General features: G+C 66.4%; 11 protein-coding genes. 6 read left to right on the plus strand and 5 right to left on the minus strand.

Annotation, left to right across the window (positions count from 1 at the left end; genetic code table 11):
• Positions 1 to 30: 30 nt before the first annotated feature.
• Both AU198_RS16180 and AU198_RS16185 read right to left on the minus strand, forming a co-directional pair.
• Positions 31 to 2,661 (minus strand): ATP-binding protein, encoded by a 2,631-nt coding sequence (locus tag AU198_RS16180; protein ID WP_064349201.1) that lies wholly within the window; start codon positions 2,659 to 2,661, stop codon positions 31 to 33.
• The gene (locus AU198_RS16185) at positions 2,661 to 5,306 is read right to left on the minus strand and encodes an ATP-binding protein (protein ID WP_353612091.1); all 2,646 of its coding nucleotides are present in this window, start codon (positions 5,304 to 5,306) and stop codon (positions 2,661 to 2,663) included. Before AU198_RS16185 ends, AU198_RS16180 begins: the two co-directional genes overlap by 1 nt.
• A 148-nt stretch (positions 5,307 to 5,454) precedes the next feature.
• Here AU198_RS16185 and fadD4 point away from each other — a divergent pair, with 148 nt between their 5' ends.
• Positions 5,455 to 6,981, plus strand: coding sequence for a fatty-acid--CoA ligase FadD4 (gene fadD4 / locus AU198_RS16190; protein ID WP_064349205.1), 1,527 nt, complete (start codon positions 5,455 to 5,457; stop codon positions 6,979 to 6,981).
• Positions 6,978 to 7,862, plus strand: coding sequence for an enoyl-CoA hydratase/isomerase family protein (locus tag AU198_RS16195; protein ID WP_064349206.1), 885 nt, complete (start codon positions 6,978 to 6,980; stop codon positions 7,860 to 7,862). The genes fadD4 and AU198_RS16195 overlap by 4 nt, the downstream gene beginning before the upstream one ends.
• 50 nt (positions 7,863 to 7,912) lie before the next feature.
• Here the strand turns inward: AU198_RS16195 and AU198_RS16200 are convergent, their stop codons facing one another.
• Positions 7,913 to 8,650, minus strand: coding sequence for a GntR family transcriptional regulator (locus tag AU198_RS16200; RefSeq protein WP_064349208.1), 738 nt, complete (start codon positions 8,648 to 8,650; stop codon positions 7,913 to 7,915).
• Positions 8,651 to 8,653: 3 nt separating this feature from the next.
• Entirely contained in the window at positions 8,654 to 9,802 is a 1,149-nt protein-coding gene (locus tag AU198_RS16205; protein ID WP_064349210.1) for an acyl-CoA dehydrogenase family protein, read from the minus strand.
• Between the two features lie 31 nt (positions 9,803 to 9,833).
• Between AU198_RS16205 and AU198_RS16210 the strand changes: the two genes are divergently transcribed.
• The 3 genes from AU198_RS16210 to AU198_RS16220 all read left to right on the plus strand — a co-directional run bounded on the left by AU198_RS16210 (position 9,834) and on the right by AU198_RS16220 (position 13,297).
• Positions 9,834 to 10,826 (plus strand): MaoC family dehydratase, encoded by a 993-nt coding sequence (locus AU198_RS16210; protein ID WP_197416128.1) that lies wholly within the window; start codon positions 9,834 to 9,836, stop codon positions 10,824 to 10,826.
• Between the two features lie 66 nt (positions 10,827 to 10,892).
• Positions 10,893 to 11,999, plus strand: a complete 1,107-nt coding sequence (locus tag AU198_RS16215) for a CoA transferase (RefSeq protein ID WP_082691074.1) — start codon at positions 10,893 to 10,895, stop codon at positions 11,997 to 11,999.
• Positions 11,993 to 13,297 carry an amidohydrolase family protein gene (locus AU198_RS16220; protein WP_064349213.1) on the plus strand — a complete coding sequence of 435 codons (1,305 nt, stop codon included), beginning with the start codon at positions 11,993 to 11,995 and terminating at the stop codon, positions 13,295 to 13,297. Before AU198_RS16215 ends, AU198_RS16220 begins: the two co-directional genes overlap by 7 nt.
• Position 13,298: 1 nt before the next feature.
• On the opposite strand, the gene AU198_RS16225 is transcribed toward AU198_RS16220, so the two are convergent.
• Positions 13,299 to 14,240: an alpha/beta hydrolase gene (locus AU198_RS16225; RefSeq protein WP_064349214.1), complete on the minus strand. Its 942-nt coding sequence runs from the start codon at positions 14,238 to 14,240 to the stop codon at positions 13,299 to 13,301.
• Between the two features lie 84 nt (positions 14,241 to 14,324).
• On the opposite strand from AU198_RS16225, the gene AU198_RS16230 reads away from it, so the two are divergent.
• Positions 14,325 to 14,516 (plus strand): ferredoxin, encoded by a 192-nt coding sequence (locus AU198_RS16230; protein ID WP_064349215.1) that lies wholly within the window; start codon positions 14,325 to 14,327, stop codon positions 14,514 to 14,516.

Below are 14,516 nucleotides of genomic sequence, written 5' to 3' on the forward strand. Positions count from 1 at the left end.
TTGAGCACGCTCACCGCAGGGTGAGCGTGCTCAAGTGTCTGTAGTCGTCCTCGCGGACCGTTCGACCCGGTCAATGGTCTCGAGGGCATATGCGGCCAACGCCGCGTTGCCCATGGACCGGCCACGGCGGCTGAGCGCCTCGTACCGCGCGTCACCGAGCGCTTCGCGCAGATGCGCGACGGTGCCACCGATCTCCGGGTACGTCGAGCTGGCATCCGAGTCGACGACGAAGCCGGCCATCGTGGCGGCGGCTTCGTGGTCGCCGAGCCGGCAGAGCAGGGTAGCGAGCACCAGGACGGGCGCGGTCATCATGTAGAAGCTGCCCGAATCGAAGTAGTTGTGGATAGCTTGCGCAAGAAACCCGCACGCCTCCAATGGATTTCCGCGCATCGTGGCGATCCGGCCGAGACTCACCGCATGGATCGACGCGATCTGCCGGTTGCCGGTGTTCTGGGCTATCGACAAACCTTTCAGATGGGCCTCGTATGCGGCGTCGGGGTCGAGGTCCCGGTAGGCGAATCCGTATGCCAGGAGTCCGGCGGAGTGTAGATGAGGGTTGCCGGTGGCCTCTGCGTCGACGAGCAGCCCTTCGGTCGCGGCGATCGCCTCATCGACGCGCCCGGAGATCGCCAATGCGAAAACCAGTGATTGCCTTGAGTACAGGCGGTTTTCGGAATCAGAAGCGATCAGTGTTCGGAGATGCTCAACGCACCACTCAGCGTCCTTCATCATGTAGCCCGCATGAATGGTGGCACCCATCGCGTCCGGCACCGGGTCGTACCGACCGCTTTCCATCGCGGCGAGGGCGGCGCGCGAATAGCGGAGGAAGTCATCGACCCGGCCGGCCACCGAGCACTGAGCCGCGGCGACGTAAAGCATCGCCAGCTGCGGATGAGCAGTCTGCCGTGCGGGTTCGAGGATTTCCTCCGCCCACGAGACCGCCTCGAAGACTTCCGCCCAGTAGCCGATGCAGGTGGTGAGTACGACGATATCGATCGCGACATCGAGGTCGCCGTGGTCGCTGGCCCAGCGGAAGGCACTGCGCAGGTTCGGCAATTCGGTGTTGACCCAGTCATGCGCCTCCCGCTGCCGGGGTCCGTCCCAGATGTCGATGAGAACCTGCCGACGACCGGCGAAGTATCGGGCATGCGTGGCGCGGGCGTCGTCTGCGCCGCCGGAGCTCACCAGCTGCTCCTCGGCGAACTGGCGAATCGTCTCCAGCATCGAGAACCGCGTCCGCCCCGATGTCTGGTCGGCAATCAACAGCGATTTGCGCACCAGTGACTCGAGCAGGTCCAAGGCCACGAATTTGTCGCGCGTGTGTGCCACCGCCGCTGCGCCGTCGAGGTCCAGTCCCCCTGCGAATACCGAGCATCGGGCCAAGAGGTCCTTCTCGTCATCGTCGAGCAGATCGAATGACCATTGCACGGCGGCGCGCAATGTCTGGTGGCGTTCGAGTCCCCGCCGCGAGCCCACGAGCACCCGGAACCGATCGTCGAGATGGTCGCGCAGCTCGGTGACGGTCACCGACATCAGCCGTGACGCGGCCAGTTCGATCGCGAGCGGAATTCCGTCGAGTCGGCGGCAGATGTCGACGACGGCGTCGGCGTCCGGTTCGAGCGTGACCGCCGGCGAATCCGCGGAAGCTCGCTCGACGAACAGCGTGGGGCCGCTTGATCGGACGTCGAGGGGCGGCACCGGATGCAACTGTTCATCGTTGAGCCGCAGGCCTTCCCGGCTCGTCACGAGCACCGTGACGCTGTCCGTCGCGTCGAGGATCTTGCCGATGATGTCGGCCGCCGCGTCGAGGACATGCTCGCAGTTGTCGAACAGCAGGAGCCGTACTCGCCCCTCCAACGCGGATGCCACGCTGTCTGCGACGCTCAGCCCCGGCTGCTGGCTGAGACCGAGGACCGCGGCGACCGCCTCGGGTACGGCGGCGGGATCGGTGACCGGACCCAACTCGACCATCCACACCCCATCCGGAAACTCCGGTTGCAGGCGTGCGGCTACTTCTTGTGCCAAGCGCGTTTTGCCGACGCCGCCGACGCCTGTGAGAGTCACCAGGCGATGCGACTTCAAGGCGGCGGCCACCTCACCCACTTCTGCTTCACGCCCGACGAAGCTCGTTGCCGGCGGGCGCAGGTTGCCCTGGCTCGTGTCGAGCGTTCGAAGCGGCGGGAAATCCGACCGCAGTCCTTGTGCTCGGACCTGGAAGACCTCGACGGGCTTGGCGATGTCACGTAGACGTCGTGCACCAAGGGCGACGAGATCGACCCCGGATACGAGATCCGCCGTCATCCGGTCGATGAGGACCTGCCCGCCATGCCCAGCGGCCATCACGCGCGCGGTGCGGTTGCATACCGCGCCGAAATAGTCTCCGTCCCGACACTCCGCCTCGCCGGTCGCGATGCCAATCCGCACCGGCAGACTTAGAGCCCGCTCGGCGTCGACGGCCGCATCCACCGCTTGTCGTGGCGAGGAGAACGCCGCACAGACGCCGTCACCCGTGTGCTTGAACAGCCAACCGCCGTGCGACTCCACCGTCCGACGCATCGTCTCGTCGTGGTCGGCCAGCGCGCACCGCATCGCCTCGGCGTCGGCTTCCCAACGCCGGGTAGACCCTTCGATGTCGGTGAACAGAAACGAGAGAACACTCATCACGCATCGTCTTCGCGGAGAAGATCTGTGCAGACGCGTTCGATCTGATCGAGCGCGTAGGACGCTGTCGCGGCAACGGTCATCTCGGCGCCGGATCGCGTTACCCTTTCAAAATCTGTGTCCCCCAGCGCGTCTCGCGTATGCGCGAGGGCTTCATCGATCTCAGGATAGGTTGCGCGGGAGATGGCACTAGGCGCAAAGGCGCCGACTGTGGCTGCCTGCTCGTAACATCCGCACCGGTCGAGCACCACGGCGAGGAGGCCGAACGCCCCCGAGATGAACGATAGGCTGCCCGAGTCGAGATATGTACGGATGGCGAGCTCCAGGTATCCCAGTGCTTCCGTCGAGCTGGTGTGGCTCGCTGCCACGCTAGCCAGGGTCGTGGCAAGCACCGATTCCATTTGCTTATTGCCGGTGGCTTGCGCGACCGCGAACCCACGCTTGAGGGCTTCGTAAGCGGCGTCGGGGTTGCGCTTGCGCTGTGTATAGCCGTATGCGAATAACGCGCCGGTGAGCAGAGCCGGATTCACGACGCTGTCAAAGCCTGCGAACAGCTCTTTTGACAGGGTCTGTGCTTCGTCATGATCTCCGGCGAACGTCGATGCGAAAATCAGGTGCGGTAACGCCCAGTAGCGATTGTTCGGCCATCTCGAGATCAACCGCCGGCCCCACTCAATGCATCGCTGGGGGCTGGCGGCGTACAGGAAGCCGCCACCGAGGGCGGACTCGAGTCCGAGGGGGACGACATCGAAACGTCCACTGTCGATAGCTCGTTCGCCTGCCTCGGTGTATCGGACGAAGTCAGCGCTCCGTCCGGCCATGTAGCATAAAGCCGCCGACATATAGAGCTGCGCGAGCCGCGGATGGTCGCAAGCTCGAGCGGGCTCGATGATCTCCTCGGCCCAGGTGCTCGATTCGTATTGCTCGACGTAGTAACCGAGGAGGGTCGCGCACACCACGATAGGGGCGGCAGTATCGAGATCGTCGCTGTCGACGGCGAATCGGAAGGCCGCGCGCAGGTTTGCGAACTCAACGGCCAGCCAATCGTGGGCTTCGCGTTGGCGTGGGCCATCCCAGAGGGTCATGATGTCGGCTTCCCGACTCGCGAAGTAGCGCGCGTGGGCGATGCGTGCGGGGAAAGCCGCGCCTGAGGCCACGAGTTGCTCTGCTGCGAACTGACGAATGGTCTCCAGTATTACGTACCGTGTCCGCCCGGTAGACCCGTCGGCGACCAACAACGACTTGCGTACCAAAGCGTCAAGTACGTCCAGCGTCGCCAATTCGTCGCTAGAGCCGGCCACCGCACAAGCGCCAGGCAAATCGAAACCGCCGTAAAAGACGGAACACCGCGCCAGAAGATCCTTCTCGGTCTCATCGAGTAGGTCGTATGACCACTGCACCGCGTGCCGGAGAGTCTGGTGCCTCTCCAAAGCCCTTCGCGAGCCGACGAGCAACCGGAACCTGTCATCCAGCCGATCCCGAATCTCGATCGCCGTCATCGAGACCATCCGTGATGCAGCCAGTTCTATCGCCAGTGGGATACCGTCGAGTCGCCGGCAGATTTCTACGACCGCGGCAGCCTCGTCCGGTGCGGACATCGACGCGTTCGGCGCTACGGTCCGGGCGCGGTCTTGGAACAGAGTGGCTGCGGCCGATTCGGTTCCGGTGGTGACATCCAATGAAGGCACCGGCCAGAGCTGTTCATCGTTCAGCCGCAGACCTTCCCGGCTTGTGGCTAGGACTTTCACTGTTGTCGAGTGCGCGAAGATCGTCTCGATCACATCCGCCGCCGCGTCGAGCATGTGTTCGCAGTTGTCGAACAACAGCAACCTCGAACGACCTTCTAACACGGCGGCCACGCTTTCGGTCATGCTCTGTCCCGGCTGCTGGGTGCTTCCCAACGCGGCGGCGACCGCTTCCGGCACCGCGCTCGGGTCACCGACCGGGGCCAGCTCGATCACGAAGATCCCGTCCGGAAAATTTGCTGAAACGCGTGACGCCACCTCCAACGCGAGCCGCGTCTTGCCCACACCACCGACACCGGTCAGTGTCACCAGACGATGTGCCTTCAAAGCCGTCTCGACCTCGGTGACTTCGGCCTCCCGACCGACGAAGCTCGTCGGCGGTACACGCAAATTCCCGGGCGTGGGGTCCGCAGTCCGGACTGGTGGGAAGTCCGTGCGTAATCCAGCGGCACGCAGTTGAAACAGTTCGACCGGTCGTGCCATGTCACGTAGGCGCTTCGGGCCTAGGGCGGTCACGTTTTCGTCACCTATCAGGGCCTGCGTCGCGCCGTCTAACAAGACTTGGCCGCCGTGGCCGGCGGCCATCACACGCGCGGTGCGGTTGAGCACCGCGCCGAAATAGTCACCGTCCCGGCACTCGGCCTCACCGGTCGCGATACCCATCCGTACAGGGAGCTCGAGAGCCCGCTGGGCGTCGATCGCCGCATCGACCGCATGGCGGGGCGAGGAGAACGCCGCACAGATGCCGTCACCCGTGTGCTTGAACAGCCGGCCGCCGTTCGACTCCACCGCACGGCGCAAGGTGTCATCGTGGTCGGCCAGCGCGCAACGCATCGCCTCGGCGTCGGCTTCCCAACGCCGGGTCGACCCTTCGATGTCGGTGAACAGGAAGGTGACCACCCCGGAGGGTGCCGCTTCCCGCCCGCCATTCATCCGGCCACCGCCGCACCCCCATATGCTGCGGCTTTCATGCTAAGGCGGCGATGGCGGTAAAGGACAGGATCGACCACTTGACACCTGTCAACTGGGCACATCGTAGAGTCGGCCCATGCAGATCCGCGAACATGCCGAGGCCACGCCCGACAAACCCGCCGTCATCATGCATCCCAGTGGCATCACGGTGACGTTCGCCGAGCTCGAGGCGCGCGCCAACCGGTTGGCCCACCACTTCCGGCGGGCGGGACTGGTCGAGGGGGACACCGTCGCTGTCCTGATGGAGAACAACGAACACCTGCACGGCGTGATGTGGGCGGCCCGGCGCAGCGGCCTGTACTACGCGGTGATCAACACGCATCTGACCGCAGCCGAGGCCGCCTACATCGTCGACAACAGCGGCGCCAAGGCAGTCATCGGATCGCAGGCGATGCGTAAGGTCTGCGAGGAGCTGGAGGAGCATCTGCCCAACGGTCTGCCCGATCTGCTGCTTCTCGCAGACGACGACCTCGATGGCTGGCAGCGCTACCCGGAGTGCGTCGCGGATCATCCGAAAACCCCCATCCCCGACGAGATCGAGGGTGACCTACTGCAGTACTCGTCCGGAACCACCGGACGCCCCAAGGGGATTCGGCGCGAGCTACCCCATACTTCCCCGGAGCAGGCCGGCAACATGCTGTCCGCCCTGCTGATGGCCATCCAAATGGACAGTGATTCGGTGTATCTCAGCCCGGCGCCGTTGTATCACACCGCGCCGTGTATGTGGACGATGTCCGCGCAAGCGATGGGTGCCACCACGGTGATCATGCGGAAGTTCGAGCCCGAGGAGGCGCTGACAGCCATCCAGAAGTACGGGGTCACCAGCGGACAGTTCGTGCCTGCGATGTTCGTCCGAATGCTCAAACTCCCGGCTGATATCCGCGATTCGTACGATCTCTCGTCGATCCGCCGAGTCGTGCACGCCGCCGCACCGTGTCCGATCGACATCAAGAAGCAGATGATCGACTGGTGGGGTCCGGTCATCGACGAGTACTACTCGTCCTCCGAGGGTGCGGGCATCACCTTCATCACCGCCGAGGACTGGCTCAACCACCCGGGCTCGGTGGGCAAACCGCTGCTGGGTGAGGCGCATGTGCTCGGTGAGGACGGCGAGGAACTGCCGCCGGGACAGCCCGGTCAGATCTACTTCGACATGGGCCCAATGAGTTTCGTCTACCACAACGATCCGGTGAAGACGGCCGAGTCGCGTGAGCGGCACGGGTGGGTGACGGTCGGCGACGTGGGCTATCTCGACAAGGACGGCTACATGTTCCTGACGGACCGCAAGCACCACATGATCATCTCCGGTGGGGTGAACATCTATCCGCAGGAAGCCGAGAACCTGTTGATCACCCATCCGAAGGTGTTGGACGCGGCGGTGTTCGGGGTGGACGACGAAGAGATGGGCCAGCGTGTGAAGGGTGTGGTGCAGACCGTCGACCCCGCAGACGCCACCGACGAGTTCGGCGAGGAACTGCTCGAGTGGCTGCGGGAACGACTGGCCCACTACAAGTGTCCGCGGTCGATCTCGTTCGAGGCGCAACTGCCCCGTACGGAGACCGGCAAGATGCTCAAGCAGGAGCTGGTCAAGAAGTACTCGTGACCCACGTCGAATTGCCATCGGGCATCATCGTGGCGATCGAATCGCCAACCGACGATGCCACATTCACCCTATCGGAACGTGATTCCGACGACCGTCGGGTCATCACGGTCGAATCTGTGGCCGACGCCCTCGCCGAAGTGACGCAGCGGTGCGCCCACTGGCCGCATGCCGCGGGCATTTGCGACGACGTACTTCGCGCCGTCGACCCCACCGCCCCCGCCTTCGCCGGTGTCATCACCGAATCGCTGGCGTACTCCACGCTGCAGTCGGGGCCGGAGTTCGCGCGCTGGCTCGAGGAGCGCGGACCCTCGCAGGTTCCCGAGATCCCCGATCCCGTTGTGGCCGAACGTATCAACGGCACGGTCCATGTTCGGTTCAACCGGGTGCGGCGGCACAACGCGTTCTCCACCGACGCTCGCGGCGCACTCCTGGAGGCGCTGGAGGTCGCGCGGGTCGACCCGTCGGTCACCGAGGTGATCCTGTCCGGCAACGGGCCGTCGTTCTGCAGCGGCGGGGATCTCGCCGAGTTCGGTAGTTTCGTCGATCCCGTAAGCGCACACTTTGCCCGCACCCGCTACAGCCCCGCGTTGGTGCTGGCCGAGCTGACCGATCGCCTCGGCGAGCGCTGCCGTGCGCGGGTCCACGGTCAAGTGCTCGGCAGCGGATTGGAGATGGCGGCATTCTGCGGGCACATCGAGTCGAGCCCGAACGCCGTCTTCGGGCTGCCGGAACTGACTCTCGGGCTGATCCCCGGAGCCGGCGGCACGGTGAGCATCACCCGTCGGATAGGACGCTGGCGCACGGCCTATCTGGTCTTGTCGGGCCGCACCATCGATCCGCCGACGGCGCTGCGGTGGGGGCTGATCGACGCCATCGTGTGATTTCGGTGCTCTAACGATCGCTGCGCCACTGTTAGGACACCGAAGTCACGTCAACCCGAGCGGCGCAACGTCACCCGGTAGGTGTACTGCTCGGGCAGGAAATGGCTGACCGACAGTTCGACCGGCCGGCGTTCTGCATCCGAGTACAACCGGTCGACACGCAGCATCGGATGACCGGGTTCGCACCGCACCGCGTCCGCGACCTCAGCATCGGCGGGGGCGACCGTGATCGATTGTGCGGCCTCGACAATCGGTGCGCTCAGATGCGGCTCGAGCAGTCCGATGACGGTTTGGGTGCCGACCGCCCCGTCGGTCAACTCCGGTGAGTCTGCCACCGCCGCTGCCACCGTCGGCGCCAGATGCACCGTGGTCAGCACGAACGGCACCCCGGGGTCGGTGCCGTGCAACCGCCGGAACACCACCGTGTACACGATGTCGTCGTCGAGTCGCAGCCTGCTGGCGGCTTCGACGTCGACCCGGCGCCGCAGTCCGCCCAGCACCTCCATCGTGGTGTCATCGGACAGGCTCATCAGGTCGTCGATCGAGCCGAACTGGCGCAGATAGCGTCGCCCCGAACCGCTGGCGTACGTACCGCGGCCCGGCACCCGGTACACCACACCCTCGGCCACCAGGTCCTGAAACGCCCGACGCACGGTCTGGCGCGACAGACCATGCGCGGCAACGAGTTCCGATTCCGTCGGCAGCCGGGCCCCGTCGCGGTAGCGGCCGGCCGCGATCTGCTCGCGCAACTGATCGCGCAGGGTCTGGTACGCCGGCGCGGACCTCATCGCCTACAGGCCACCTCGTGACACCAACTGCGAGGCGATCACGTTGCGCTGGATCTCGTTGGTGCCCTCGCCGACGATCATCAACGGCGCGTCGCGGAAGTACCTTTCGACGTCGTATTCCGTGGAGTAGCCGTATCCGCCGTGGATGCGGACCGCGTTGAGCGCGATCTCCATCGCGACCTCGGAGGCGAACAGCTTCGCCATCCCGGCCTCCATATCGCAGCGCTCGCCGCTGTCGTAGCGCTCAGCGGCGTAGCGCGTCAACTGGCGGGCGGCGGTGAGTTTGGTGGCCATGTCGGCCAGGTAGTTGCCGATCGACTGGTGCTTCCAGATCGGCTGCCCGAAGCTCTCGCGCTCCTGTGCGTACCGAAGCGCATCCTCCAACGCGGCCGTCGCGACGCCGAGCGCCCGCGACGCGACCTGGATACGGCCCGTCTCAAGCCCTTTCATCATCTGGGCGAAGCCCTTACCAGGTTCGCCGCCGAGGATCGCCGACGCGGGCACGCGGCAGTCCTCGAAGATAAGCTCACACGATTCGACGCCCTTGTACCCGAGCTTGGGCAGATCGCGCGACACCGACAGCCCCGTCATGCCCTGCTCGACGAGCACCACCGAGATTCCCTTGTGGCGCGGAGTGGCGGCCGGATCGGTCTTGCACAACAGCGCGATCAGTCCGGATCGCCGCGCGTTGGAGATCCAGGTCTTCGAGCCGTTGATGGTCAGACCGTCGCCTTCGGACGGCAGCGCCGTCGTCGACATGTTCTGCAGATCCGAACCACCGCCGGGTTCGGTCAACGCCATCGTCGCGCGGATCTCGCCCGTCGCCATCGCAGGCAGATAGCGGCGCTTCTGCTCTTCCGTGCCGAACAGCACCAGGAGCTTGGCGACGACGGTGTGCCCGCCCATCGCCCCGGCAAGGCTCATCCAGCCGCGGGACAGCTCCTGGGTCACCTCGACGTAGCAGGGCATCGACACCGGGGAACCGCCGTATTCCTCGGGGATCGCCAGACCGTAGATGCCGATCTGCTTCATCTGCTCGATCCACGCCTCGGGATATTCGTTGGCGTGTTCGACGTCGCGTACTCGCGGTTTGACCTCGCGGTCGATGAAGGCCCGCACGGTGGCGACCTGCATCGTCTCTTCCTCGTTCATGTACGGCCATATTGACACTTTGTGCGGCCCAATGCCAGAGTTGGCACCCGTGAGCGGCCCGTACTTCGACGACCTGCACGTCGGACAGGTTTTCGACACCGCGCCGCCGATGACGCTGACCTCGGGTGTTGCCGCCGTGCACCAGTCGATCGTGGGGGATCGGCTGCGCCTCGCGCTCGACGGGGAGCTGGCCGCCGCGGTGACCGGCGCGACCGCCCCGCTGGCGCATCCGGCCCTGGTCTGTGACGTCGCGATCGGCCAGACCACGCTGGTCACCCAGCGGGTGAAGGCCAACCTGTTCTACCGCGGCCTGGTGTTTCACCGCTTTCCCGCCATCGGCGACACCCTGTTCACCCGCACCGAAGTGGTGGGGCTCAAGGAGAACTCCACCAAGCCCGGCAGAGCGCGGACGGGATTGGCCGCACTGCGGATGACCACCGTCGACGACCTCGGCCGACTGGTGCTCGATTTTCACCGCTGCGCGATGCTGCCGCTGCGCGACGGCGCCGGCGACACCGGGCACGCCGACGACCTGTCGACGATCGGCGCAGAAACCCCGCCCGTACCCGATCCGACCTCGGACTGGGACGCCGAGGCGTACCGCGCGAAGGTGCCTGGAGCCCACTTCGATCCGGGACTCGCGGGCACGGTGTTGCACAGCACCGCCGACGTGGTGAGCAGCGCACCTGAGCTGGCCCGGTTGACGTTGAACATCGCTGCGACACACCACGACTGGCGGGTCAACAACCGGCGGCTGGTCTACGGCGGCCACACCATCGGACTGGCGCTGGCCCAGGTGAGCCGGCTGCTGCCCAACCTGGTGACCGTCCTCGGCTGGCAGTCCTGCGACCACACCGGGCCGGTGTACGAAGGGGACACGCTCTACAGCGAGGTGCACATCGAGAAGGCCGAACCGCTTGCGGACGGTCGCGGCGGCGTTCTGACGGTGCGCTCGCTGGTGTACGCGGTTGATGAGCAGGACCGCAGCGTGCTTGATTGGCGCTTCACCGTGCTGCAATTCTGAGCCGCTCCCACCCCGGGCGGCACCCGCGTGCGAAGTAGGCCGACAATGGGGGGCGTGACGTCGACGATGTTGACTGTCCCCACCGCCGTGCTCGACCGGGCCGGGCGGGTCGCCGACGCCTTCGAAACCTTCACCGGCGTGCGGATCGACGCCGCCGAGTTGATCGGCGGGCGTGCCGCGCTGCTGGGCCTATCGCCGGTTGGTCAAGTGTCGGCGGGCGGCGCAACGCGCATGATGCGCAGCCGTGATGGCTGGTGTGCCCTCACGTTGGCGCGGCCCGACGACATCGCCGCGGTTCCGGCGCTGGTCTCGGCCGATGAGGTCGACGATCCTTGGCCGGCCGTGCAGCGCTGGGTTGTCGAAAACGACTGTGCCGACCTGACGGAGCGCGCCCGGCTGCTCGGCCTACCGGCCGCGGGCCTCGCCGAGACCCCTCCCGAGGGTCCGCGGGTGTACCCGTTCGGCGCGGCCACCGCAACGCGGGGCCCGGCTGACCTCTTGGTCGCGGACCTGTCGGCGTTGTGGGCAGGACCGCTGTGTGGACGGTTGCTCGCGTCGGCGGGCGCGACGGTTGTCAAGGTCGAGAGCGCCGCGCGGCCCGACGGGGCCCGCCACGGGCCGCAATCGTTCTTCGACTGGATGAATGCCGGAAAGCTCTCCTACAGCGTCGATTTCGACGAGCCCTCCGGTCTGCGGGCGCTGCTGGCCGCCGCGGACGTCGTGATCGAGTCCTCGCGGCCGGAGGCGTTGGTTCGTCGCGGTCTCGCCCCGACCGACGTGACGCCGCGAGACGGCCGGGTGTGGCTGCGGGTCACCGGTCACGGCACGGACGGTGACCGCCGAAACTGGGTGGCGTTCGGCGACGACGCCGCCGTATCGGGCGGCCTGGTTTGTGGTGAACCCGACGCGCCGGAGTTCTGCGGCGATGCGATCGCCGACCCGCTTACCGGTCTCGAGGCGGCGCTGGCCGTCGCGCAGTCGTTGCGCAGCGGGGGAGGCGAACTGATCGAGATGTCGATGGCCGCCGTCGCCGCCACCTACGCGCAGTTACCGCGGGACGGGCGATCATCCTGTGCCACAGCACCGCAACTGTCGGACACTGCGTCACCTCTGGGGGCGGACAACGAGGAGGTGGAGCAGCTGATCGAGCAGCGACGGCTCGCGTCTTGCTGATCCAGCGGGCCACCCTGCTCGACGGCAGCGCCGTCGACATCCGGGTCGCAGAACGCATCACTGCCGTCGAGCCGATGCTGACGCCTCTTCGCGGCGAGCCGGTCTACGACGCCGCCGGTCGGACCGTCATACCGGGACTACACGATCACCATGTCCATCTGCGTTCCGCGGCAGCGGCTTTGCGGTCGGTGCGGGTCGGCCCGGCCGAGGTGCGCAACCGGGCGCAGCTGGCCCGCGCGCTGGCAAACGCGGACCCCGGCCCAGACGGCTGGGTACGGGCCGTGGGTTATCACGAGGCGGTGGCCGGCCACCTCGATAGCACTGTGCTCGACGAGGTGGCGCCCGCACTTCCGGTCCGGGTGCAACACCGCAGCGGCGTGCTGTGGACACTGAACTCGGCGGGACTGGCACTCGTCGGAATGGCAGACCATCCTGACGGGCGCTTGCGCAGCGCCGACAGCTCGTGGTCGGATGCCCTGCAGCGCAACGAAACAGGCCTGAGCGAGGTCAGCGAGCAACTCAGCGGTCTGGGCGTCACCGGCGTCACCGACGCCACCCCAAACCTCGAGATCGACGACATGGTCCAGCTTTTGGATACCCATCGCCGCGGCGAGCTGCGTCAGCGCGTGCTCTTCCTAGCGCCCGGTAAGCGAATCCTGCACGACACCGACCTCGACCTCGACGGTCTCACCTCGTGGATCGCCGGACGGCACGACGAGGGCGCACCGGTCGCCGTGCACTGTGTGACCGCAGCGCAGCTCGTCGTCACTCTCGCCGCGCTGCAGGCGTCCGGAACGCATCCGGGGGACCGCATCGAGCATGCCTCCATCGTTCCCGACGACGGCATCGCGTCCCTCGTCGCGAGCGGTGTCACCGTGGTGACGCAGCCGAACTTCGTCGTCGAGCGCGGCGATCAGTACCTCGACGACGTGCCCCCCGGCCAACACCATGAATTGTGGCGCGTCGCTTCGCTGTTGCGCGCCGGCGTGCCGGTCGCGCTGTCGACCGACATGCCGTTCGGTGAGGGTGACCCGTGGGCGACGATGCGTGCCGCGGTGCGACGGGTGACCGGCAGCGGCGCGGTGCTCGGTGCGGACGAACGTATCACCGCGCCCGAAGCGCTGGCCATGTTCTTCGGTGGCGGGGATGATCCGTTGCGGCGCCGGACCGTCGCGCCCGGGGAGCCGGGCGATCTGGTGGTGCTCGAGCCGTCCCCCGACGATGTGTTCGGGACGCTGGCGTCGGACATGGTCGCCGCCACCGTGATCGCGGGCGACGTGGTGTTCGAGCGCGGGTGACTCAAGCGGCCGCCGGCGCCAACGCTCGCTGCAGCATCGCGCACTGGCTGTCGAAGAACCGCTGTGAGACAGAGGCTTTCGGGACGATGCCGTCGAAGCCGTGGAACGCGCCCTCGACGATCTCGACCTCGCACGGCACACCTGCGGCCTTGAGCCGTTCGGCGTACACGATATCCTCGTCGTGGAAGAGGTCCAGCGTTCCGACCCCGATCCAGGCCGGTGGCAACCCGGCCAGGTCGTTCCGGCGAGCCGGTACGGCCACGGCGGGATCAGCGTCGCCGAGATAGGCCGACCAGCCTAGCTTGTTACTCGACTTGTTCCACAAACGAAGCCCAGGTTTGTCCAGTTCCCGGCGGTCCACGGTGCGGTCGTCGAGCATCGGGTAGACCAGCAGCTGGGCTGATGGCGTGACTTCACCGCGGTCCCGCGCCAGCAGCGCCAATTGGGCGGCCAATCCGCCCCCGGCGCTGGCGCCCCCGATCGCGACACGGCCTGAGTCCACGGACGGCAAGGCGGCCAACCACTTCAGCGTCGAATAGCAGTCGTCCAGCGCGGCCGGGTACGCGTGTTCGGGTGCCAACCGGTAGTCGACGGAGGCCACCGTGACTCCCAGTCGCGCCGCGAATCGGCGGCACAGCTCGCTGTCCTGGCCCGGATGGCCGATGAGATAACCCCCGCCGTGAATCCACAGCAGCGCCGGCCCTTTACCCGTGCCGCCGGGCGGCCGGTACAGCCAGACGTCGACTCCCGACGGCAGGGTCAGCGCCTCGACATCGCGTGGCGGTCGGCGCCACATGCGTCGGGTGACCATACGGACGAGGGGCAGAGTCACGGGTGTGATGATCTGCCTGGGTGTACGTCGGGCGGCCCGTCTCAATTCTGGATGGAAGTCGGTGGACACCCGACAAGTATTACCCAACCGACGCGGAGGTCGACGTCGCATCACATGCTGCAGGCTGCCATTGTTTATACAAGTACTAGTTGTATAAACTCTCGGTACGTCGCTACCGAGAGTCGAGGAGGCGTCATGCATGTCGTGGTAGACCGCGATCGCTGTGAGGGAAACGCGATCTGCGTGAAGTACGCACCGGCGGTGTTCGAACTCGATGACGACGACTACTCCGTGGTGACCGTCGACCCGATCCCCGCCGAGCTGCAGGAACAGAGCGAGAAGGCCATCGCCGAGTGCCCGCGGGCCGCAATCTTCACAAGGGATTAG

Origin of the sequence: Mycobacterium sp. GA-1199, assembly GCF_001500045.1 — a bacterium.
GTDB lineage: Bacteria > Actinomycetota > Actinomycetes > Mycobacteriales > Mycobacteriaceae > Mycobacterium.

Bases quoted from the DNA above. Each gene is read 5' to 3' on its own strand.
- AU198_RS16180 (WP_064349201.1), bottom strand. From the start codon at position 2,661: ATGAGTGTTCTCTCGTTTCTGTTCACCGACATCGAAGGGTCTACCCGG.
- fadD4 (WP_064349205.1), top strand. From the start codon at position 5,455: ATGCAGATCCGCGAACATGCCGAGGCCACGCCCGACAAACCCGCCGTC.
- AU198_RS16200 (WP_064349208.1), bottom strand. From the start codon at position 8,650: ATGAGGTCCGCGCCGGCGTACCAGACCCTGCGCGATCAGTTGCGCGAG.
- AU198_RS16205 (WP_064349210.1), bottom strand. From the start codon at position 9,802: ATGAACGAGGAAGAGACGATGCAGGTCGCCACCGTGCGGGCCTTCATC.
- AU198_RS16210 (WP_197416128.1), top strand. From the start codon at position 9,834: ATGCCAGAGTTGGCACCCGTGAGCGGCCCGTACTTCGACGACCTGCAC.
- AU198_RS16215 (WP_082691074.1), top strand. From the start codon at position 10,893: ATGTTGACTGTCCCCACCGCCGTGCTCGACCGGGCCGGGCGGGTCGCC.
- AU198_RS16225 (WP_064349214.1), bottom strand. From the start codon at position 14,240: ATGCGACGTCGACCTCCGCGTCGGTTGGGTAATACTTGTCGGGTGTCC.
- AU198_RS16230 (WP_064349215.1), top strand. From the start codon at position 14,325: ATGCATGTCGTGGTAGACCGCGATCGCTGTGAGGGAAACGCGATCTGC.